Here is a 19,528-nt window from a genome sequence, read left to right as displayed (position 1 = left end):
CTGTTCCGTGCGAAAGGCACTCCTATGTCGGTTCCTCCCGGTTTCGCTCGCGCTGCTGCGTGCGGAGCACTCGTGTTGGCCCTCGGCGCAGTCGCGGCGGTGCCAGCGATGGCTGCAGCTCCCGCCGCCTCTGGGCCTGCTGTGCCCGCGCCCTCGTGGCAGAAATACGTAGTCGGCCCCGATACGTCTGACGTGAAGCCCACCGCGGTCGCGGCATCCACCGCGGGCGTGAGCAATGCAGAGGGCGTTCTGGGCACGGGCGTCGCCACCCTCACCCGAACGCCGGCCCCGGCCAAGCCCACCTGGCCGGCTGGCACCTCGGCAACGGCATCATCGTTCGCCGGGGCGAACACCGACAACGGTCTGCCGCGCAGTTACGAACCCAGCAACGCGCTCGACGGTAACCCGGCGACGTTCTGGAACGACAACACGTACGGCGCGTATCCCGATTCGCTCACCATCACGTCGCCGACGCCCGTCACTGTGCCGGGCATCACGCTACTGTCGAACAGCGATGGCGTGCCCCAGGACTACACGGTCGACACGTGGGACGGCAGCGCCTGGCACCAAGCCGCTGCGGTGACGGGAAGCACCGACCTGCAGCGGGCCGTCTCGTTCGACTCACCCGTCACGACCACTCAGGTTCGTATCACCGTGACGAAAGACCAGTCCACAGGTAAGGGTGAATACACCCGCATCGCTGAGGTGTATCCCGGCCTGATCGAGGCCGACGTGGTTCCCAGCATCACCGTCGACTTCGGCAAGGTCGTGGTGGGGTACCCGAAGATCAGCTTCGCCGGGGCATCCGGAAACCACCCCGGTCTGAGGCTGGCGTTCTCTGAGACGAAGCAGTATCTCACCGACACCTCAGACTTCACGCGCTCGAACAACGGAGACACGATCACCCCGGGTACAGACCAGATTGCGGTGGCAGCTGCACCGTACAGCTGGAAGGGTGCGCACGGCTGTGCCGACGGCACGAAGGTGTGCGCCGATGGGCTGCACGGTTTCAGGTACATGAAGATCTCGCTCGACGCGCTCGCGGCTGACGCGCCCGACACGGCCAACACCGGCACCGTGAGCATCAGCGGAGTCTCGCTCGACTTCACTGCGTTCGTCGGTAACGCCGCCAGTTACACCGGGTGGTTTCAGTCATCAGACGAAGACCTCAACCGTTACTGGTACAACGCTTCGTACACCAACGAGCTCATCACTGACACGTTCAGAAAAGACGATGTCGACCCGCGTAACTCGTACTCGGCCAGTCTCGATGGCAAACTCGTGCTCACCGACGGGGCGAAGCGCGATCGAGACCCGTACGTGGGCGACGTGGCGGTCTCGGGGCGCACGGCCTACCTCACGCACGACGTGAGCATCGCGGCCAAGAACGTGCTCGCCGACCTCGCCGATCACCAGCGCGCCGACGGCTGGATTCCGCCGGCATCGATCAGCAACTACTCCCTGCCGCTGTTCGACTACCCGCTCTGGTGGGTGACGAGCAGTTGGGACTACGAGCTCTACACCGGCGACACCGCTTACGCCGAGCAGTACTACCCCAACCTGCAGAAGGTGCTGAACACCTGGTACCCCTCCGTCACCGACAGCAATGGTTTGCTCTCGAAAGGCCTGAACGGCACGGGCGGTTACGGTGACTATGCGTTTCTCGGTCGAACCGGTGAAGTGACCTACTACAACGCGCTCTACGTTCAGGCGCTGACCGATGCCAGCAAACTCGCCGCGCAGCTCGGTCACGCCGACGATGCTCAGACCTGGGCCGACCGGGCGGCCACAGTGTCGGCAGCCATCAACGCCCACCTGTGGGATTCGACGGCCGCCGCGTACCTCGACTCGAACGTCGGCGATGTTCGACACGCTCAAGACGGCAACGGCATCGCGATTCTGGCGGGAGTCGCCGGGCAGCAGAGAGCCACTCAGGCGCTCGACTACCTCTCGGCCAACACCACGCTGCCGTACGGAAACTCGTTCATGGACAACGACACCCTTGTTTCGGATGGCTCGCAGCGGGTGTATGCCTTCACTTCGTATCCTGAGATTCAGGCGCGGTTTCTGTCGGGCCAGGCCGACTCGGCGATCGATGAGATCAAACGACTCTACGGCTGGATGGAGAGCCAGGATCCGGGCGTGACCGATTGGGAAGGTATCGGTGCGAACGGGTCGATGTACGAGGGCGGATTCACCTCTGCGGCTCACGGCTGGTCGACCGGTGTTCTACCGGCCCTCACGAATGATCTGCTCGGGGCAACGCCCACCGGTAGCGGGTTCAGCACGTGGACGGTAGCGCCGCACCCGGGTTCGGTGACGTGGGCCCAGGGCCAGCTTCCGACGCCCCACGGGCCTCTGGCCGTGAGCTGGAACACCGCACCGGCTGGCCAGTTCGCCCTCACTGTCACCTCACCCGCCGGAACCTCGGGCGATGTCGCCGTGCCGGTGAGCGATCGGTCAGCAAACGTGTTCGTCGACGGCGTGGCGGCGTGGAACGGTGAAGCGTCGGTGGGCGACTTCGCCGCCACGCGCGGAGCTGACGGTTACGTCACACTGCACGCAGTGGGCGCGGGTACGCACGTGGTCACGGTCGGTGCAGCTCTGGTGGTGGCACCCGGTGGCGGCACTGGAAGCGGCACCGGAGGCGGCGCTACCGACCCGGGTGACGGTTCGGGGAGCGTAGGCACGGGCGTGGGCACGGGCACGGGAGCAGGGACCGGTTCCGGTTCTGGCACCTCCACGATCGCGGGATCGGGGGCCACCCACCTGGCTGCCACCGGGTTCGACGGGCTGCCCTTGGCCCTTGGCGGCTTCGCCCTCGCCGCGGCCGGCAGTGTGCTGCTGCGCATGCGACTGCGCGCCCGCCTGGGTACGCGCTCGAACGCTAACCGAGGCCCAGGGCGGTGAGCTGCCACTGAAGGGCCGCGGCGATGTGCTCCGAATAAGCGGTGGTGAGGTGCACGTCGTCGTACTTTGTGGGCAGGGTTCCGGCGAAGGCGGGGCATCCGGCGGGCACGCAGCTGAAGGGCAACGACGAGATGAAGTGGTCGCCCTCGCCGAGTGCCGCCTGGGTGGCAGCGGCGAAGTCGGTGAAGGCCGGATCGACGGCGGTGGCGCAGTCGCGGGGGCTTGAACGAGGGGAGTAGCACTGGTTCAGGTCGGCGCCGAGAGGCGGGGGTGCGAGGTAGACCAGTCTGCCGGGTACGTTGTATTTCGCTGTCTCGGTGACGGTCGAGGCCACGAGTGCTGAGGTGCTGAGGGCGGCGCCGTTGGGGGACTTGCCGAGGGCGTACGCGTTCGACACGATGACGAGCTGGGGGTTGTCGGCCACGATGGCGCGGGCGATGTCGCTCTTGCGTTGCGGGCAGGCGGCCATCACGCCGTCGCCGTCGTTGGCCACCGCGGCATCGGTGAAACGGCAGCCGTACAAGCCGATAGTGGTGATCTTCCAGCGGCCGCCGCTGCCTTCGGCAATCGATTTGAAGGCGGGGGCGTAGGCCATCGCGGTCGAATCGCCCACGAGATAGAGGTGCTTCGACGCGTTCGGGTCGCCCCACGTGCACGACCCGATGTCTGGTGTTGCGCCGATGTCGAAACAGGCCTTCGCGGGGTTGTCATTCGAGGTGGTTCGCATGACGTCGTCGAGCGAGGGCGATAGTGTGCTCGGCCAGGCGGTCGCTTGAAGTGCTTCTGAGAGATCGGCCTGCAGCTGAACAGCTGGGTCGACCGACGAGGGCTGGGGCTCGGCGGGTATGCCCGGCGCGCTCGGGTCGATGCTCGCGAGCCCGGGGTCACCGGATGCTCCGGCCAGCGGTGCCACACCCCGGCCCGACATCTGAACGCCGGCGAAGACCACGACCACGATCGCGATGAGACCGACGGTGGCGAGAATGAATTGCGCGCCGAACCGATCGCGCCAGGCCTGCCACGCTTCGCGTCGAACCTCAGTGGTGCCCCGTGGTTCGAGCCACGGGGATCGGTGCAGGGGCTGTTCGACGAGGTAGTAGGTCACTACCGAGAGCGCCACGATCATGCCGGCGACCAGGGCCAGGTTCTGCGGCGTTTCGACCGGCACGAGTTGCAGCGAGAACACGATGACGGGGAAATGCCACAGATACAGCGAATACGAGATGTTGCCCACAAAGCGGCTGAGCGGGTTGGTGAGCAGAAAGAGATGGCCCTGGGGGCCGCCGATGCCGGCAGCCAGAACGAGGAGCGTGCCCGCGACGGGTGCTGCGGCCCAGGGGCCCGGAAAGGGAAGGGTGTCGCTCATCAGAAGGATGCAGGCCAGCAGCACGAGCAGGCCGAGCCAGCCGAGCACGAATCGTGCGGCTGCGGGGAGTTTTCTGAACTGGGGCGCTGTGAGTGCCAGCAGGGCTCCGGCAGCCAGCTCCCAGGCGCGGGAGAGCGTGGAGAAGTAGGCCGTTGTGGGCGAGGCTGCGGTTTCGAAGACGGCGTACACGAACGAGAAGGCCACAATGGCGGCGATCACACTGCCGACGACGAAGCGAGCACGGGTGCGAGCCTGGCCGCGGCCGCGGCCGCGTGCGAGTGCGAAGAGAAACAGCAGCAGCCATGGCCAGACGAGGTAGAACTGCTCTTCGACCGACAACGACCAGAAGTGCTGCAGCGGCGAGGTGGGGCCCGCGGCCTGAAAATAGTCGGTGCCCACGGCGGCGAACCGCCAGTTGGCGGTGTAGAAGAACGAGGCAACGGCATCCCACACGGTCTCGAGCGCGCGGGTCTGGTTGAACAGGAGCCAGGCTCCGCCGACGGTGGCGATGAGAACGGTCGCTGCGGCAGGAACGATGCGTCTGACACGTCGGGCGTAGAACCGGGCGATGGGATGCGAGGTATCGGTCTCGGTGGGAATGCCAGTGCCGCTGCGGTCGCGAACGAGGATGCCTGTGATGAGAAATCCGGAGATGACGAAGAAGATGTCGACACCGACGAACCCGCCCGTCGGCCACCCCACAAGATGGTTCGCGATGACGGCGATCACGGCCAGCGCCCGCAGCCCCTGAATGTCGCGGCGAGCATCCGGAGCCGCCGGGGTACCGGTGGCGGTGGGCCCGGCGGTGGTGGATGAAGCGCGCTCGGCCTCGGATTCAGACGTCATGCGCCCCCCTGTTCGCTGTCAAGGCTACCGGGCCTGTTTGCGCCCTGAAGTTCTCGGCCTCAGCGCCCCTCTCTGCAGCACTTCGCCGCGGCCGTCGTGAAGCACACCCTCACAGCAGCGTGGCGAGCATCAGGCCCACGGTGAAGTCGAACCGTTCGTGCCCGGTGCCAGAGGTCAACTCGGTGGCGTACCGCCGGGTGTTCGGAAAGGTGTCGGCCGGCAGGGCGGAGAAACGGCGAAGCACCTCGTCGCGCTGCTCGCGGCCGACGACCCCGTCGGCGTCGGGGCGGCCGGTGTCGCCGGCGCGGCCGGAGTCGTCGGTACCGTCGGAATCGATTCCCCCTCGTGGGGCGAGCGAGATCTCGAGCGTGTACGCACCCACATAGAGATAGAGAGCGTCGATCGCCCAGGCCGCGGTCTGTGGGTCGATGCCGGCGGTGACCAGGATGGCCAGCATGCCCTCGGCGACGCGCAGCACATCGAGGTCGGTGGCGACCATGGCGAAGGCGGCCCGCGAAATACCCGGGTACGCCAGGTACTGGTCACGCAGCTGCGCGCAGACGTCGGCGATCTGCTCGCGCCAGCGTGCCGCATCGGGCGTGGGCAAGACCAACTGGTTGCAGAGCCGGCCGATGATCAGCTCATCGAGGTCGGCTTTGTTCACGACGTGAGCGTAGAGAGAGGCAGGGCCGGTGTCGAGCAGCTTCGCCACGCTTCGCATTGTCAGCGCATCGTAGTTCTGGGTGGCGACGACCTCGAGTGCGGCATCGGTGATGCGCTCGACGGTGAGCGGCAGTTTTCGTGGGGTGATGGATGCTGCGGGGGCCGACGGCGACGGGGCATGGCGGTCTCTGCGGCGTTGTCTTGGGTTCGCGGGCATGCTGACATCGTACCTTGACACGAACGTGGTTCGCGGCCTATGACTAAGTACGTCATTACGAACACTGTTCGTTCATACCCATCTCGATCACCCTGATTCATCACGAAAGGAGCGCCCATGAGCGCTCAGCGCCACCCCGACGAAACGATAACCGCAGCCGGTGGGGCGCCTGCGTCTGCCTCCTCTCCCACATCGCTGCGAGCGGCGGGGTTGGCTCTGGCCGGTCTCTCGGCCATCTTTCTGTTCGAGATGCTCGACAACTCGATTCTGAATGTTGCGCTGCCGACGATCGGGCGCGATCTGCACGCATCGACGACCGGTCTGCAGTGGGTGACGGGTTCGTATGCCGTGGTCTTCGGTGGGCTCATGCTCGTCTTCGGCGCAGTGGCCGACCGGTTTGGCAGGCGACGCATCATGCTTATCGGCCTGGTGCTGCTGGGCGTGGCGAGCCTCGCGACGGCGTTTGTGACTACCGCAGACCAGCTCATCGCCGTTCGCGTTGTGATGGGCATCGCGGCGGCCATGACGACTCCCGGCTCGATGGCGCTGGCGTTTCGTCTGTTCGACACCGAGAGCCTGCGGGTGCGCGCGATCACGCTCATTTCGACGGTCGGTCTGGTCGGCCTCGCCGTGGGCCCCACGGTCGGCGGCCTGGTGCTCGCGATCGCCCCGTGGCAGGTACTGCTGCTGGTGAACGTTCCGATTGCGGCGCTGGCTTTTGTGGGCATCCGGTTCGGAATCGCGCGTGATGACGCGGCCGACCTGCACCGCGACCCGATCGATGTCGCGGGCGCAGCGCTCGGCACGGCGACAATTGTGTTCGCGCTGGTTGCGCCGACGCTGTTCGTGAACGAGGGTGCGGGCTCGTGGCTGCCGTGGGCCATGACGACGGCGGCCGTCGCGGGGGCGATTGCCTTTGTGCGGCGGGAGCGTACGGCTCGGCATCCGCTGCTCGATCTGAAGCTCATCGCCCGCCCGCTCGTCTCGAGCGGCCTCGCATTCAAAGCTGCGGCCGGCTTGGCCACCGCGGGCCTCGGCTACATGGTGACGCTGCAGCTGCAGCTCGCCTGGGGGTGGCCGCCCGCCCTCGCAGCCCTCGGCATGCTGCCGCAGGTCGTCGTGCTGCTCGGGGCCGGGCCGTTCGTCAACCCGTTCGTCGAACGCGTCGGTCTGGGCCGGGCAGCGTGGCTGAGTGCGTCGGCGGTCGTGATCGGGCTCGCCGTCTACGCGGTACTCGGGAGTTTCGGGTACGCGTGGGTGGCGATCTCGCTGGCCCTGGTGGCCGCCGGGCTGCGGGTGGTGGGCGTGGTCGCCGCGGTGAACGTGCTCAACGGTCTGCCGAAGAACAGAACCTCCATCGGGGCCGCCCTCAGCGACTCTGTAACGGAGGTCGCCTCGGCCATCGGTGTCGCTGTGACCGGAACGGTTCTGGCTGCGGTGTTCGTCGGTACCCTTGCCTCGACGAACTGGGTACCTGCGCAGACGGCCCAGTTTCAGCAGGCGATCACCATCTCGGCGCTCAGTCTCACCGTCATCGCTGCTGCCCTTGTCGGGTGGGGAATCGTGCGCACTCGGCGGGCGGGTGCGGGCGGCGACGATGCTGCGAATGGGGCAGTAGAAACCCGGGGAATGGGGCAATAGAAACCCGGGGAATGGGAGATCTTCCGCCGAAAGCGACAAGGTTGCAGGTGTATAAAGGGCTCACGATGATCCGCTAAGGAGCCCACCCGCAATGACCGTTTCGACCCCGATCACCCTCGCCTCTGCCGGCCCGCTGCTGTTCTCGCCTGAGCTTTCGCCGAGCGGCGGTGCCGTGCTGTTCGTCGCCGATGTGGCCGCGGCGACGGTGTTCGCGTTCGAACTCGAGCCCGAAGGCGCGGCCCAGGAGGGGGCGCAGCGTGTTCGGGTCGAGCAGCTCGACGCCAAGCTCGCTTCCCTGCTCGGTGTGCAGCGCGGTGGCGCGATCATCCGGGGCATGACCGTTCACCCGCAGTCGCATGCCGTGTATCTGTCGATTGCGCGCGGGCGCGGAGCTGAGGCGGGGCCGGCGCTGGTGCGGGTCGGTGCCGATGGCGAGCTGGGCGTGGTGGAGCTCGATGCCGTGCCGGTCACGTCGTTCGAGCTCGATGACGCGCCGGCGGTCGACGACGAGCGTATGGATGTCTGGCTCGACGGCACCGATGAAGCTGCGGCGACGCGCGAGATCTACGGGGTGCAACTGTCGATTGCGCAGGTTCCGGCCCGGCGTTCGACCATCACCGACCTGGCCTGGGTCGACGGCGCGCTCTTCGTCGCGGGCATGAGCAACGAGGAGTTCGCGTCGCGGTTGCGGCGAGTGTCATACCCGTTCGACGGGTCGGTCGACGAGGCATCAGTGGAGATCTTTCACGTCGACCACGGCACATACGAGACGCAGTCGCCGATTCGTGCGCTCACGTCGTTCGACGGTGGCGCGGGCATCCTCGCGACCTACACGTGCACGCCGGTAGTGCACTTCGATGTGGCCGAACTGAAGAACGGGGCGCTTGTGCGGGGGCGCACGGTGGCCGAACTGGGCCCGATGAACCAGCCGTTCAGCCTGGTCTCGTACGACCGTGACGGCCAGGAGTTTCTGCTGGTGTCGAACACGCGGCATCCGCTGCTGAAGATCGCGGCCGCTTCGATCGCAGGCCAGGCGGGGCTGACGCAACCGATATCGGAGCCGGGGGCGCCGCTCGGCGTCGAGCGCGAGACGCTCGACGCGCATGCCGGCGTCACGTGGATGGCCTCGCTCGACCGCGGCGCCGTGGTGGTGGTGCAGAACGACGACGGAGAGCAGCGGCTGCGCACACTCGAGGCGGCGGTGCTCTGAGCGATTCGGGCAGCGATTCTGGCGGCGATTCGGGCAGCGATTCGGGCGGCAATGCGGGCGGCGTGTCGGCTGCCGGCGGTCTGCCCGGCGACGCTGGCAGCGTGCGGGCCGCGTGGGTGGAGGGTGCTGTGATCGTGAACGGTCGGGCCCTGCCAGGCCTGCCCGACCTCACCAGAGGAAGTGCCGCGCACGGCTCTGCCGCGCACCGCTCTGCCGCGCACGGCTCTGCCGCGCATGGCTCTGCCGACGCGCGGCCCCACGCGCTCGCTGTGGTTCCCGCCGACGCGGTGCTCGGCACTGCAGACCTCGTTGCGATGGCGGGGTCGTGGCAGCGGGAGATCGGCGGTCTGCGTTTCACGCCGCGTTTCGCCGCCGCGCCGGGCAGCGTCTTCGTGGTGGCTCGCCGCGACCCCGCGAGCGGCGTGTGGGCCGAATGCGCCCGGGTGGCGGTGCCGGGCGGCCCACCCCCTCGCCTCACCACCGTCGTCTCGATCGACCCCGGCGGCGGCGAGGTGCCCGCGAACCTGTTGCGCTTCGCCGTCACCTTCTCGCACGAGATGTCCGAAGGTAGTTCAGCCGGTCAACTGCGCCTCCTCGACGCGAACGGCACTGAGATCGCGGGAGCCCTGTACGACCTCCCTCCCGAACTGTGGGATCGCAGCCGCCGGCGCCTGACCGTGCTGCTCGAACCGGGTCGCATCAAGCGCGGCCTGCAGCCGAATGCCGTGGTCGGCGCGCTGCTCGGGGCGCCCTGCTCGCAACGGGCGCCTCGCGCAGCTTCCGCGTCGCGGCGCCCGTGCGCTCCCACGTCGATCCGGCCCGGTGGGAGTTGCGCTGGGCGGCATGCGGCGCCTCCCGCGGTTGCGTGCTGGGCGGCGATGCGCTCGTGGTTCGGTTCGAGAGGCCGCTCGACCGCGCGCTCGCACTGAGCTGCATTCGCCTTCGAGACGGTCTCGGGCATCCGGTGCCCGGCATGGTCTCGGTCAGCTCTGATGGCTCCGAGTGGTCGTTCGCCCCAGCTGCCATTACCGCCAGCGCTTCGCGGGCAGATTGGCGACTGCACATTGCCACGCGCCTCGAAGACCTTGCCGGAAACTCGGTGCGGCGCGTGTTCGACCGCGACCTGCGGCTGCGCGAAGACGACGGTATCGACGCTGCCGAGGTCGTGCGTGCGCTGCCCGCGTGATCGTCGGCCTCATGCTCCAAATCGACCGATAGAACACCTCCAAATCGAACGATAGAACACCTCCAAATCGAACGATAGAAGTGCTCCAAATCGAACGATAGGCGGCCTCGTGGGTGTACGCTGACGCCAGACGGAGGAGATGAATGCCGAACGAATACCGGCGTCGCATCATCGACGCGACCCTCGATGAACTGTTCCCCCACTTCGCTGCGGTGTCGATTGATGGTGCCCGGGCTATTGGCAAGACATCGACCGCACGAGAGCGCGCAGAAACGGTGATCAATCTCGACCTGCCAGAAGTGCGGGCGGTAGTCGAAGCTGATCCTGCGTACATCGGTCGCGCTCTGACCCCCGTGCTCATCGATGAATGGCAAATGATTCCGGAGGTCTGGGACAGGGTGCGACGCCTTGTCGACGACGATTCGACCGGAGGTCGCTTCATCCTTGCGGGCAGTGCGTCCCCGCAGGGGGCCAGAATTCACTCGGGCGCAGGCCGCATCGTGAGCTTTCGCATGCGCCCGCTCTCGATTGCCGAACGAGGTTTGGCTAAGCCGACCGTTCGGATTGCAGATCTCCTCGACGGCGGGTCGAAACCGGTTGAGGGCCGCAGCAGCGTCGAGCTACCCGAGTACGTCTACGAGATCGTTGCATCCGGTTTTCCTCAAGCCCGCCTGATGCCCACTCGAGCGCGCCAGGTCTGGCTCGACAATTACCTGGGTCGTGTGGTTACGCATGACTTCACCCAGCAGGGGCAGCCCATTCGTCAGCCCGAAGCTCTCATGGGGTGGCTGCGGGGGTATGCCAAAGCAACGGCCACGTCGACGACGTGGGTGAAGGTCGCCGCGAATGTCGATCCGGGAGAATCTTCGCCACCGGCTGCTTCGACGGCATTGCGCTATCGCGATGTCTTGAACAGTCTGTTTCTTCTGGATCAGGTCGACGCGTGGTCGCCGGGTAAGAGCATCCTCGCCCGCACATCGCACTCTCCGAAACACTTTCTGGTCGACCCAGCGCTCGCCGTGCGCCTGCTCGATTTGGATGAAGCCAAACTGATGTCAGCGACACGGGGGGCCCAGAACACTGGCGATCGTTCACGACTGGGTGCTTTTTTCGAGGCACTTGTGGCTCTCAGCTTGAAGACATATGCCGCTGCGAACGACGCGAGTCTCAGCCACTTTCGTGATCGCGACGGCTCGCGAGAGATCGACTTCATCATTCACCGAGGCGACGCGACGGCAGTGGCCATCGAGGTGAAGTTGAAGGCGACGATCACTGACGATGATGTGCGCCATCTGCTGTGGCTGCGAGACACGCTGCCGAACACCATCGTCGACATGCTGGTGATCACCACTGGCTCGTACGCCTATCGACGTCCCGACGGTGTCGCGGTGGTGCCACTGGCGTTGCTCACCGCTTAGGCCGGGCGCCTAACGGAGCTGCGAGACCGCCGCGCGAAGGCGGTCGAGCGACCCGTGCATCAGGTCGGCCAGCTCGGTGGGGCTTTCGGTGGGTGACTCGTCGGCGACCCACGCCGCAAATGCCTCTTTGAAGGCGAGTAGCCCCAGTTCGGCCGCCGCGGAGGCAACGGGGTCGGGCACGCCTCGAGCACGCAGGGCATCCGTCATGGCCGCCGCCATGCCTACCCGCTTCAGGGCATCGCGCTGCTGCAGTTCGGAGCTCGAGGCGATGACCGCCGCGAGCCGGGGGGCCAGTTCGCGGTTGAACTGCGTCATGGTCGCCGCCGCGTGCGCGAGGCCAGCACCCACCGCCTCGAGCGGGGTTGCCGACGCGGGCGCGGCCGTGATGCCGTCGGCCAGGAGCCGCGAGAGGGTCTCCTGCCCGGCAGCGAGAACCTCTCGCTTGTCACTGAAGTGGCGAAAGAAGGTGCTCTTCGTGAGCCCAGCCCGTTCGGCGATCTCGGCGACCGTGGTGTCGTCGTACCCCTGGTCGGTGAAGAGCTGCAGGGCGGCGACGACGAAGCGTGCACGAGCATCAGGTTCCCAACGAGGCATGGGCCCAGTCTATCGACGCGACAAGAGTCGCATCACGGTGCTAGGGTGATGGGAGTCAAGTCGCATCACAAAAGGAGCTTCTTATGCGTGTTTTTGTCACAGGTGCCTCAGGGGGCATCGGCTCGGCGGTCACCGCCGAACTCATCGCCTCGGGCCATGCGGTTCTGGGCCTGGCCCGGTCGCAGGGCTCGGCCCAGATCATCGAAGCGCTGGGCGCAACCGTTCTTCGGGGCGACGTCGACGATGCGGGCATCCTGACAGCCGGAGCAGAGCAGAGCGACGGGGTCATTCACCTCGCCTTCAGTAACGATTTCACCAAGTTCGCAGAGGGAGTCGCCGAAGAGGCGTTTGCGCTCGAGACGCTCGGCGCGGCGCTCATCGAGACCGGCAAGCCGCTGGTGATCGCGTCTGGCACGCCCGGTGTGGCCGGGCGCGCGTCGACCGAGCATGACCCTGCTCTGGTCGATGGGCCCGTGGGAGGGCGCGGCCGCAACGCCCAAGGCGTGCTGAAACTGGCTGAGAAAGGGGTTCGTTCTGCCGTGGTTCGCCTGCCGCGCTCGGTTCACGAGGCCGGGGTGAGCTACGGGTTCGCCGGCATTCTCATCACCGCCGCCCAGCGCTCGGGCGTCTCGGGGTTCATCGGCGACGGCAGCCAGCGCTGGCCCGCCGTGCACCGACGCGACGCCGCAGCACTGTTTCGGCTCGTGCTCGAACAGGCCGAAGCGGGCACGGTGGTGCACGCCGTCGCCGACGAGGGCGACACGATGCGCTCCCTCGCCGAGGCCATCGGTGGTCAGCTCCGGATGCCCGTCGAAGCGGTTGCGGCAGAGAACTTCGGTTTTCTCGGAGCCGTCTTCGCCGCAGACCAACCCTCATCGAGCACCTGGACACGTGAGACGTTCGGCTGGCGCCCCACGCACCCGAGCATGCTCGCCGATCTGGCTGCCGGGGGTTACCCGGTGCTGGCAGGCTGAGCTCGGGAGCGATTCGGGACCGATTCGGGAGCGATTCGGGAGCAATTGATGACCGGCCCGGGCGCGGCTCGGGACCGGCCCGACCGGCTACGGCGTCAGCACGATGCGCCCGAACACTTCACCCGCATCCATCCGGCGGTGTGCGTCGGCGGCCTGCGCGAGCGGCAGCACGTCGTGCACCACCGCGACGAGTTCGCCCCGCGCCGCCGCCTCGAACTGCTCGGAACGCACCCGGTTGCGCTCCGCGATGGGCACGGTGTTCAGGCTGAAGGTGGCGAACGAGAGCGACCGCTGAAAGCCGCGCATGAGCGGCATGCCGAAATCGGCGGGTGGGTAGCCGGCCACGATGCCGACCGACACGAAGCGCCCGTTCGGCGCGAGGCGGTCGAAGAAGCTCGGCAGTGCCTCGCCGCCGACGACGTCGATCACGACGTCGAATTCGTGCGGGGCCCCGGTGCTGCCATCAGTGCCGGCAACAGAGTTGCTTTTGCTGTTGCCGTTACCGTCGCGGTCGAGCGCGTCGGTCGCGCCGAGCGCGCGCAGGCGGTCGCCGCGTTCGGGTGACGACGTGGTGACGCCGATCGTCGGCCGGGCCGCGCCATCGGCCCTGGGCGGGTGAGTAGTGCCGCCACCGTGGGCAGCCCCAGCCAGCCCGGCCGCCGCGAGCTGCACCACCATGATGCCGATGCTCCCCGCGGCCCCGCGCACCAGCACCGACTCACCCGCCGCGAACCGGGCATGTGCGAGTGCGAAGTGCGCCACCGGCCCGGCGCTGCCGAGCGTCACGGCGTCGATGGCCGAGAGCCCCTCTGGCAGGGTTATCACATCGTCAACCGCGGCGACCGCCCGCTCGGCATACCCGCCGCCCACGCCCGTGAATGCCCACACGCGCTTGTCGAGCCACGCTCTGTCGACCTCCTCGCCGACCCCGATCACGCGCCCAGCCACCTCGCTGCCGGGAATGTGCCCTGAGACGAATGCGGCGCTGCCGAGCGTTCCGCGCCGGATGACCGCGTCGACGCCCCCGACACCGACTGCCTCGACCGCGATGAGCATCTGGCCGGGCCCCGCCACCGGTTCGGGCAGCTCGACCACGGTCATCCCGCTCGCATCTCCGAAGGTTTCAATCGCCACTGCTCGCATTGCCGTCATCGTTTCTGTCGTGGGATGTTCGGAGTACTCCGTCACCCGATCGTGAGTTCATTCGAGACAGTACCGGACGCCCACGTCCACTTCGATAAAGTGAGATGCATGGCCACTCGATTGCCTCAGATGCTGCGCGCCGACGCGGAGGAGAACCGTGAGCTCGTGCTCGACGCGGCGCGGGCGCTGTTCTCCGAACGCGGCCTCGACGTACCCCTGCGCGAGGTGGCCCGCCGCGCCGGAGTGGGCCCGGCCACTCTGTACCGCCGCTTTCCCACAAAACAGGCACTCATCGACGAGATCTTCACCGACGAACTGCGCGCGTGCCGGGCGATCGTCGACGAAGAGTGCGCCGACCCTGACCCCTGGCGAGGGTTCTGTGCGGTGCTCTGCCGCGTGGGCGAGCTGAATGCGATGAACCAGCGCTTCATCGATGCGTTCCTGTCGACGGATGCCCGGTCGATCGACCTCGACGCACACCGCGCCGCGCTCCTGGGTTCGCTCGCCGAACTCTCCCGTCGCGCGCAACGTGCGGGCAAATTGCGGGCCGACTTCGTGCTCGACGACCTAGTGCTCTTTCTTGCGGCCGCACGCGGGCTGCCCGGTGGCAGCGTTCAGCAGAGGCTCGCGGGCGCTCGTCGGTTCGCCGAGCTCGCCATCGACGCGTTCAGGGCGTGACGGCGACGCTGTTGCCCGTGACCAGCCTGAGCGAACCGGCTTTTCAGTTGCTGTGACCGGGCGGAGACAGTGCCGGCAGACCGGGCATCGCAGAAGCATCCCCCGAACAGGGTAAGTTTGGCACGCTGCGGGCGCTGCCTGCACAGACAAGGGGTATCGTGGGATTTTTTGACAGCTTCTGGAACATCGTCAGTGTCTTCTTCTGGACATTCGCGTTCATCGCCTACCTGATGGCTCTCTTCTCCGTCATTGGCGATCTCTTTCGTGACCACACGATCGCCGGCGGGTACAAGGCCATCTGGATCATCTTCCTGGTGTTCATCCCGTTCCTCACCGTGCTCGCGTACCTGATCTTCCGCGGTCGCGGCATGGCCGAGCGCCAGGCTGCCAACGTGAAGCAGGCCCAGACCGCGGCCGACAACTACATCAAGACCGTCGCGGGCCTCAGCCCGTCTGACGAGATCGTCAAGGCCAAGTCGCTGCTCGACTCGGGCGCCATCAACCAGCAGGAGTTCGATTCGCTGAAGGCGCACGCCCTGAGCGTGACTCCTTCGGTCTGAGAGACCACGCGGCTGAGAAGCCCTGCTGTCACTGCTTCGGCTGTGACCGCAGGGCTTCTGTGTGTGCGGCGCCGGTCGCGCGCACGACCAGTGTGACCACCACGACGGCCGCGGCTGCCACGACGGCGCTCACCGCCACCGGGCCGGAGTCGAGCGAGCCGGTGATGCGGGAGACCGCCACCCACACCAGCCCCCAGGCGAGCGAGGCGGCGGGCGCGAACCGCCCCTTGCTCCAGAACGCCACGAGTACGCCGATGAGCCCGGCCACGCCGACGACCAGCACGCCCCAGAGGGTGGCCGACCATCCGAAGCCCCTGAAACCAGCGGTCTGCAGAAACGACGTCAGATTCGCGGCGGTCGCGATCGAGACCCAGCCGAGGTAGAGACCGATCGTCGCATCGACGAGCAGCGTCTCGACGATGCCCTGCCGGCGGGCCCCCGTCGCCCGAGTGTTCAGGGCGAGCGCGAAGGCGTAGACGAGCGAAAGCAGCAGCAGCACGATGATGATCGCGCTGAGGGGGAGGAGCCCCGCCTGGATGCTCAGAATCCAGGCCGCGTTCAAGATCAGCGTCGCGGCGATGGGGTAGCCCAGGGTACGCTGGCGGGCATCCGTTCGCTGGGCCGGCAGCAGCTGCCACACGGCGTAGGCCACGAGCCCCACGTAGATGACGCTCCAGATGGAGAAGGCGGGGCCGGCCGGGGCGATGAGGGTGGCGTCGGCTCCGAGGGCTCCGCCTGCGGCTTCGGCGATGGGGGTTCCGCCCGCCGCTCCCGAACCGATGAACGACCCGACCACGGCGATGACGGCCGAAACGGCGACGACGACGTGGCGAACGATGTCTCTGATCTGCACGGTGGCCTCCGGATGCTCGGCCGGCGCTCATCGCCGGGCCCCTCTATTCACCCACACTCCGCGCGCTTCTGCCCTGGGCTTCCGCTCCGCCCGGTCGTGGGCGACTCGGTCCAGCACTCCGGCTCTGCCCGGCGTCACTCAGCGGCGCGTGCCAGGGTGCGGCTGCATCAGGTTGAGGATCTGGGCGGCCTCGAGGCCCGCCGTGTCGAGTAGGTCTTCGAGCAGGCCGCGGCCCTCAGGCGGGCAGGTGCCGCGCAGCCGCGCGAGAGGCGCGCACAGCGGTGATCATGCCGGTAAGGGTGGAGTTGCAGGCGAGCGGGGTGGGCACGACGCCGTTGCCTGCGAGGTAGAGGTTGTCGAAACCCCACACCCGGGCATTCATATCGCAGACGCTCGTACCGTCGTCGACGGGGCCGAGGCGCACGGTGCCGGTGTAATGCAGCGACGAGCCGGCCGCGAGCAGGGCCGAGTCACGGTCGGGGTCGAAGTCGCCGAGGGCGCGGCCGGCGAGGGCCTGGCTCTGGCGGCCCCGCTCGATGAGGGCGAGGTCGGCGTCGCTGTAGGAGAAGTGCACGCTCAGGCGCGGCATGCCGGCGGGGTCGAGTTCGGTGTCGGAGAACTCGAGGCGGTTCGCGGCTCTGGTCTCGGTGGGCACGTACCACGACAGGCCCACGGCGTACCCGACGATCTCGCCGGCCTCGTCGGTGATGGGCGAATCCATGATCTGGCCGTGAAACGGCTGGCCCTCGCCGCTGGTCGGCAGCCAGTACGAGCCGATGAAGTGTTCGCCTTCGGCCACGGAATGAACCCCGAAACCGACCTCGGCCCGCTGGTCAGCCGAGTGCAGTCAGATCGGGTGGCGGAGTACGTTCAGGGCGGCATCGCCGACGGCGCCGAAGTGGTGGCAGGCGGCGGTGCTGGCGCTGACGCCCGCGTGGCTCGTGCCGGTGCCGCCCGTACTTCTGTCACCGCCCGCCCGCCGCCCGAGCAGCAGCGCCACCACCACAATGCCCACTCCGATCAGCGACAGTGCGGCCCCGATGACGGCCGGTGACAGGTAGCCGAACCCGGCGGCGATGACGAGGCCGCCGAGGTACGCGCCGAGGGCGTTGCCGAGGTTGAGAGCCGAGTGTGTCAGCGCGGCGCCGACCGCGCGTGAGGGGGCCGCGACATCCATCAGCCGGGTCTGAATGGCCACTGACGAGCCGCCCGCGAAGATTCCGAGCAGAAAGGTGAACACCAGCAGGCCGGCCAGTGTCGCTGCGAACAGCACGAACCCCGCCAGCGACAGCGCCATGCCGCCCAGAAACACCAGCAGCGCGGCGGCAACAGAGAGGTCGGAGACGCGGCCGGCCGCCACACTGCCGCCGGTCATCCCGAGCCCGAAGACCACCAGCACCCACGGCAGCATGCCGTCGCCGATACCCGTCACGTTCGACGCGATGGGCGCTATATAGGTGAACACGGCGAACATGCCGCCGAAGCCGATGGCTCCCATACCGACGGTGAGCCAGACCTGCGGCAGCAGAAATGCGCGGAGCTCTGACCGGATGCCCGCTTCAGGATTACCCGCACGAGACGGTATTGCGGCGAGCACCGCCACCAGGGCCAGCGCGAAGATACCGGCGATGATCACGAAGATCGCACGCCAGCCCAGCAGGCCGCCCACGATCGAACCGAGCGGCACACCCACGATGGTGGCGAGCGTGAGGCCGGCGGCGATGAAGGCCACCCCGCGACCGCGCTTGCCCGGGCCCATCAGCGAGGCCGCGAGGAGCCCTGCGGTGCCGAGAAACGCGCCGTGCGGCAGACCGCTGAGAAAGCGTGCCGCCAGAACGAGGTGGAACGACGGCAGCAGCGCCACCGCGAAGTTGGCCACCACGAAGACCGCCAGCATCAGCAGCAGCACCCGTTTCTGTGGCCAGTGCGCGGTGGCAGCGGCGATGGCCGGGGCGCCCACCACAACCCCGAGGGCGTAGGCCGAGACCAGGAGCCCGGCAGACGCGATGGCGGAGGCGGGGTCGACGGCATACGTCGCACCGTCGAGGTCGCGGGCGATGTTGGGCAACAGGCCGCTGGTGACGAACTCGGCGATGCCGATGCCGAATGCGCCGAGGGCCAGAGCCACGAGGGCGAATCGGCGCCGGGCGGCGGGGAGGGTGTCGAACACGCGTCACTGTCTCGGTTGTGAAGCTACGAAGGTGCGGGGCAAGAGTCACAGGATATCCGGTGCGCCGGTGCGCAAGCGTCTGAGAGGGCTCGCAGAATCGCACTCGACATGATTCAATGAAAGTCGAACGTGTGCACCCGAATGGGGGAGGGCGCGCGGCACATCGAAGGAGATGACGCGTGCCAGCACCAGCGCACCCCGACGGGTCGCGGCACGACCGCCACCTCGAGTTCATCCGGCGCGCCGGCGAGACCACGCGGCGGGCCATCGCCGAGCACACCGGGCTCTCCCGCAGCGTCGTGGCCCAGACGGTGGCCGAGCTCATCGCCCAGGGCCTCGTCGAGGAGCATCGCGTCGAGGTTCGTCGAGCGGCGGCGGGTTCAGCGGCGATGGCAGGCACAGCGATGGCCAGCTCCGCGCTCGCTGCTGGCAGCGCACCGGTTCGCCGCGCGCACTCAGCGCCCGCCGATGCGAGCCGCACCGGGCGCCGCGGTCGACCCACCGCGGTGCTGCGACTCGCCCACCAGCAGGGGGCCATCGTCGCCTGCGACATCGGCCACGCACACATCACGGTCGCGGTCACCGACCTGCAGGCGCGCGTGCGCCGCGAGCGCCGCATCCCATTCCCCGTCGACACCGGAGCCGCCGCAACCTTCGCCGCCCTGCACACGCTCGTCGCCGAATGCCTCGCCTCCTGCGGCGTCACCGCGGCCGGTGTGCAGGCGTTCGGAGTCTCGTTTCCGTACCCGGTCATCCGCACGCGCGGCACAGTGCGGGCCCCGCTGCACCTCACCGGCTGGCAGGGTGCGCTCGCCGCCGACGCAGTGCCGCCTGCGTTCAACTGCCCCCTGGTTTTCGACAACGATGCCAATTTCGGATTGTGGGGCGAGCGGATGCACGGGGCCGGCCGAGGCATCGACAACCTGCTCTACATCAAGCTCGCCGACGGTATTGGGGCAGGCCTCCTCGTCGACGGCCTCGTTTTGGCCGGCGCCCGCGGTATCGGCGGAGAGATGGGGCACCTGCGCGTGGATCCCCTGGGCGCACCCTGCCGCTGCGGCAATCGTGGCTGCCTCGAGTCTGTCTCTTATACACATCT

At 67.7% G+C, this 19,528-nt stretch carries 17 protein-coding genes and 1 pseudogene; 11 read left to right on the top strand and 7 right to left on the bottom strand.

Annotation, left to right across the window (positions count from 1 at the left end; genetic code table 11):
• Positions 1-24: 24 nt before the first annotated feature.
• Entirely contained in the window at positions 25-2,910 is a 2,886-nt protein-coding gene (locus QN358_RS15115) for an alpha-L-rhamnosidase C-terminal domain-containing protein (protein ID WP_323512853.1), read from the top strand.
• Here the strand turns inward: QN358_RS15115 and QN358_RS15110 are convergent.
• Positions 2,888-5,122 (bottom strand): acyltransferase family protein, encoded by a 2,235-nt coding sequence (locus QN358_RS15110; RefSeq protein ID WP_323512852.1) that lies wholly within the window; start codon positions 5,120-5,122, stop codon positions 2,888-2,890. The genes QN358_RS15115 and QN358_RS15110 overlap by 23 nt on opposite strands.
• 109 nt (positions 5,123-5,231) lie before the next feature.
• A complete protein-coding gene (locus tag QN358_RS15105) occupies positions 5,232-6,002 on the bottom strand; it encodes a TetR/AcrR family transcriptional regulator (protein ID WP_323512851.1) in 771 nt (256 codons plus the stop codon).
• Positions 6,003-6,119: 117 nt separating this feature from the next.
• On the opposite strand from QN358_RS15105, the gene QN358_RS15100 reads away from it, so the two are divergent.
• The 5 genes from QN358_RS15100 to QN358_RS15080 all read left to right on the top strand — a co-directional run bounded on the left by QN358_RS15100 (position 6,120) and on the right by QN358_RS15080 (position 11,457).
• On the top strand, positions 6,120-7,643 hold the full coding sequence (locus tag QN358_RS15100) for an MFS transporter (protein WP_323512850.1): 1,524 nt from the start codon (positions 6,120-6,122) through the stop codon (positions 7,641-7,643).
• Positions 7,644-7,734: 91 nt separating this feature from the next.
• Positions 7,735-8,853, top strand: a complete 1,119-nt coding sequence (locus QN358_RS15095; RefSeq protein WP_323512849.1) for a hypothetical protein — start codon at positions 7,735-7,737, stop codon at positions 8,851-8,853.
• A 62-nt stretch (positions 8,854-8,915) separates the two neighbouring features.
• The gene (locus QN358_RS15090; RefSeq protein WP_323512848.1) at positions 8,916-9,782 is read left to right on the top strand and encodes a hypothetical protein; all 867 of its coding nucleotides are present in this window, start codon (positions 8,916-8,918) and stop codon (positions 9,780-9,782) included.
• Positions 9,740-10,039, top strand: coding sequence for a hypothetical protein (locus tag QN358_RS15085; protein ID WP_323512847.1), 300 nt, complete (start codon positions 9,740-9,742; stop codon positions 10,037-10,039). Before QN358_RS15090 ends, QN358_RS15085 begins: the two co-directional genes overlap by 43 nt.
• A 143-nt stretch (positions 10,040-10,182) precedes the next feature.
• Positions 10,183-11,457, top strand: coding sequence for an ATP-binding protein (locus tag QN358_RS15080; RefSeq protein ID WP_323512846.1), 1,275 nt, complete (start codon positions 10,183-10,185; stop codon positions 11,455-11,457).
• 9 nt (positions 11,458-11,466) lie between these two features.
• Here QN358_RS15080 and QN358_RS15075 read toward each other — a convergent pair whose 3' ends face one another.
• Entirely contained in the window at positions 11,467-12,051 is a 585-nt protein-coding gene (locus QN358_RS15075; protein WP_323512845.1) for a helix-turn-helix domain-containing protein, read from the bottom strand.
• An 83-nt stretch (positions 12,052-12,134) separates the two neighbouring features.
• Between QN358_RS15075 and QN358_RS15070 the strand changes: the two genes are divergently transcribed.
• Positions 12,135-13,025 carry an SDR family oxidoreductase gene (locus tag QN358_RS15070; RefSeq protein WP_323512844.1) on the top strand — a complete coding sequence of 297 codons (891 nt, stop codon included), beginning with the start codon at positions 12,135-12,137 and terminating at the stop codon, positions 13,023-13,025.
• An 87-nt stretch (positions 13,026-13,112) separates the two neighbouring features.
• Here the strand turns inward: QN358_RS15070 and QN358_RS15065 are convergent, their stop codons facing one another.
• Complete coding sequence (locus tag QN358_RS15065; protein ID WP_323512857.1) at positions 13,113-14,168, bottom strand: zinc-binding dehydrogenase; 1,056 nt, start codon at positions 14,166-14,168, stop codon at positions 13,113-13,115.
• A gap of 108 nt (positions 14,169-14,276) precedes the next feature.
• On the opposite strand from QN358_RS15065, the gene QN358_RS15060 reads away from it, so the two are divergent.
• Complete coding sequence (locus QN358_RS15060) at positions 14,277-14,846, top strand: helix-turn-helix domain-containing protein (protein ID WP_323512843.1); 570 nt, start codon at positions 14,277-14,279, stop codon at positions 14,844-14,846.
• Between the two features lie 158 nt (positions 14,847-15,004).
• A complete protein-coding gene (locus tag QN358_RS15055; RefSeq protein ID WP_237280347.1) occupies positions 15,005-15,406 on the top strand; it encodes an SHOCT domain-containing protein in 402 nt (133 codons plus the stop codon).
• Between the two features lie 28 nt (positions 15,407-15,434).
• Here the strand turns inward: QN358_RS15055 and QN358_RS15050 are convergent, their stop codons facing one another.
• Both QN358_RS15050 and QN358_RS15045 read right to left on the bottom strand, forming a co-directional pair.
• Positions 15,435-16,259, bottom strand: a complete 825-nt coding sequence (locus QN358_RS15050) for a tryptophan-rich sensory protein (RefSeq protein ID WP_323512842.1) — start codon at positions 16,257-16,259, stop codon at positions 15,435-15,437.
• A 235-nt stretch (positions 16,260-16,494) separates the two neighbouring features.
• Positions 16,495-17,058, bottom strand: a complete 564-nt coding sequence (locus QN358_RS15045) for a GMC family oxidoreductase (protein WP_323512841.1) — start codon at positions 17,056-17,058, stop codon at positions 16,495-16,497.
• 3 nt (positions 17,059-17,061) lie between these two features.
• On the opposite strand from QN358_RS15045, the pseudogene QN358_RS18900 reads away from it, so the two are divergent.
• Positions 17,062-17,115, top strand: a pseudogene (locus QN358_RS18900) (hypothetical protein); the annotation flags it as partial.
• On the opposite strand, the gene QN358_RS15040 reads toward QN358_RS18900, so the two are convergent.
• On the bottom strand, positions 17,107-18,429 hold the full coding sequence (locus QN358_RS15040) for an MFS transporter (RefSeq protein WP_323512840.1): 1,323 nt from the start codon (positions 18,427-18,429) through the stop codon (positions 17,107-17,109). The pseudogene QN358_RS18900 and the gene QN358_RS15040 sit on opposite strands and share 9 nt — an antisense overlap.
• 179 nt (positions 18,430-18,608) lie before the next feature.
• On the opposite strand from QN358_RS15040, the gene QN358_RS15035 reads away from it, so the two are divergent.
• On the top strand, positions 18,609-19,528 hold a 920-nt coding region (locus QN358_RS15035; RefSeq protein ID WP_323512839.1), incomplete at its 3' end, for an ROK family transcriptional regulator.

The organism is Subtercola sp. RTI3 (assembly GCF_035018625.1).
Taxonomy (GTDB): domain Bacteria; phylum Actinomycetota; class Actinomycetes; order Actinomycetales; family Microbacteriaceae; genus Subtercola; species Subtercola vilae.
The sequence above is the reverse complement of the archived record's forward strand: the minus strand, read 5'-3'. Positions and strand labels throughout refer to the sequence as shown.

Coding starts and splice junctions, on each gene's coding strand:
- QN358_RS15115 (WP_323512853.1), top strand. CDS start 25: ATGTCGGTTCCTCCCGGTTTCGCTCGCGCTGCTGCGTGCGGAGCACTC.
- QN358_RS15110 (WP_323512852.1), bottom strand. CDS start 5,122: ATGACGTCTGAATCCGAGGCCGAGCGCGCTTCATCCACCACCGCCGGG.
- QN358_RS15105 (WP_323512851.1), bottom strand. CDS start 6,002: ATGCCCGCGAACCCAAGACAACGCCGCAGAGACCGCCATGCCCCGTCG.
- QN358_RS15100 (WP_323512850.1), top strand. CDS start 6,120: ATGAGCGCTCAGCGCCACCCCGACGAAACGATAACCGCAGCCGGTGGG.
- QN358_RS15095 (WP_323512849.1), top strand. CDS start 7,735: ATGACCGTTTCGACCCCGATCACCCTCGCCTCTGCCGGCCCGCTGCTG.
- QN358_RS15080 (WP_323512846.1), top strand. CDS start 10,183: ATGCCGAACGAATACCGGCGTCGCATCATCGACGCGACCCTCGATGAA.
- QN358_RS15075 (WP_323512845.1), bottom strand. CDS start 12,051: ATGCCTCGTTGGGAACCTGATGCTCGTGCACGCTTCGTCGTCGCCGCC.
- QN358_RS15070 (WP_323512844.1), top strand. CDS start 12,135: ATGCGTGTTTTTGTCACAGGTGCCTCAGGGGGCATCGGCTCGGCGGTC.
- QN358_RS15065 (WP_323512857.1), bottom strand. CDS start 14,168: ATGCGAGCAGTGGCGATTGAAACCTTCGGAGATGCGAGCGGGATGACC.
- QN358_RS15060 (WP_323512843.1), top strand. CDS start 14,277: ATGGCCACTCGATTGCCTCAGATGCTGCGCGCCGACGCGGAGGAGAAC.